The organism is Komagataeibacter kakiaceti JCM 25156, assembly GCF_000613305.1.
Genome location: NZ_BAIO01000672.1, coordinates 1 through 1067 on the forward strand (window position 1 = coordinate 1; position 1067 = coordinate 1067).

The 1067-nt window shown below is 64.4% G+C and carries 2 protein-coding genes; both read right to left on the minus strand.

Annotation, left to right across the window (positions count from 1 at the left end; all coding sequences use genetic code 11):
* The coding region (locus JCM25156_RS25940; protein WP_034960875.1) for a biotin/lipoyl-containing protein at positions 1-267 on the minus strand (267 nt) is incomplete at its 3' end.
* 71 nt (positions 268-338) lie between these two features.
* On the minus strand, positions 339-1067 hold a 729-nt coding region (gene sucB, locus JCM25156_RS17825), incomplete at its 5' end, for a dihydrolipoyllysine-residue succinyltransferase (RefSeq protein ID WP_025814217.1).

The following is a 1067-nucleotide window of genomic DNA, read 5'->3' on the forward strand; positions in this document are numbered from 1 at the left end:
CGCGGCCGGGGCCGCCTGCTGGCCGCCCGCGCCGGGGGTAAGGGTGGTCAGGACCGTGCCGACCTCAACCTCATCGCCTTCCTTTACGGCATGCGCGCCCAGCACGCCCGCCTGCGGGGCGGGAACTTCCACGCTGACCTTGTCGGTTTCCAGTTCGGCCACCGGATCATCCGCGTTCACGGCGTCACCGGGCTGCTTCAGCCATTTGCTGACGGTCGCCGTGGTCACACTTTCGCCCAGCGTGGGCACCTTGATGTCAATTGTCATGTTTCTTCAGTCCTGCTTGCAATACAGCGGTAGCGCGTATGGGCCGCGCCTGCACGCGGCCCCGGCAGGCATCAGACCTGCAGCAGCAGACGACGCGGATCCTCCACGTTCTGCTTGACCCGCACAAGGAAGCTCACCGCCTCCTTGCCATCCACGATGCGGTGGTCATAGGTCAGCGCGATGTACATCATCGGACGGATCACGACCTGTCCGTCCACGGCCACCGGGCGCTCCTGGATGGCGTGCATGCCAAGGATGGCCGACTGCGGCGCGTTGATGATCGGCGTGGACATGAGCGAGCCGTAAATGCCGCCATTGGTGATGGAGAACGTGCCACCGGACAGTTCATCAATCTTCAGCGTGCCTTCGCGGGCCTTCTTGCCGAAGCCCGCGATCGCGCCTTCGATCTGGGCGAAGCTCATCTGGTCGGCATCACGGATCACGGGCACGACCAGACCGTTCGGGCCACCCACGGCAATGCCGAGGTTGACGAATTCACGGTAGATCACGTCATCACCGTCGATCTCGGCGTTGATGGCGGGGAATTCCTGCAACGCCGCGATCACGGCCCGGCTGAAGATGGACATGAAGCCCAGCTTGACGCCGTTATGCTTCTTGATGAACAGCTCCTTGTATTCGGCGCGCATCTGCATCACCGCCGACATGTCCACCTCGTTGAAGGTGGTCAGCAGGGCGGCGGTGTTCTGCGCGTCCTTCAGGCGGCGCGCGATGGTGCGGCGCAGGCGCGTCATCTTCACGCGTTCCTCACGCGGGTCGTCCTGACGGGGCGGACGCGGGGC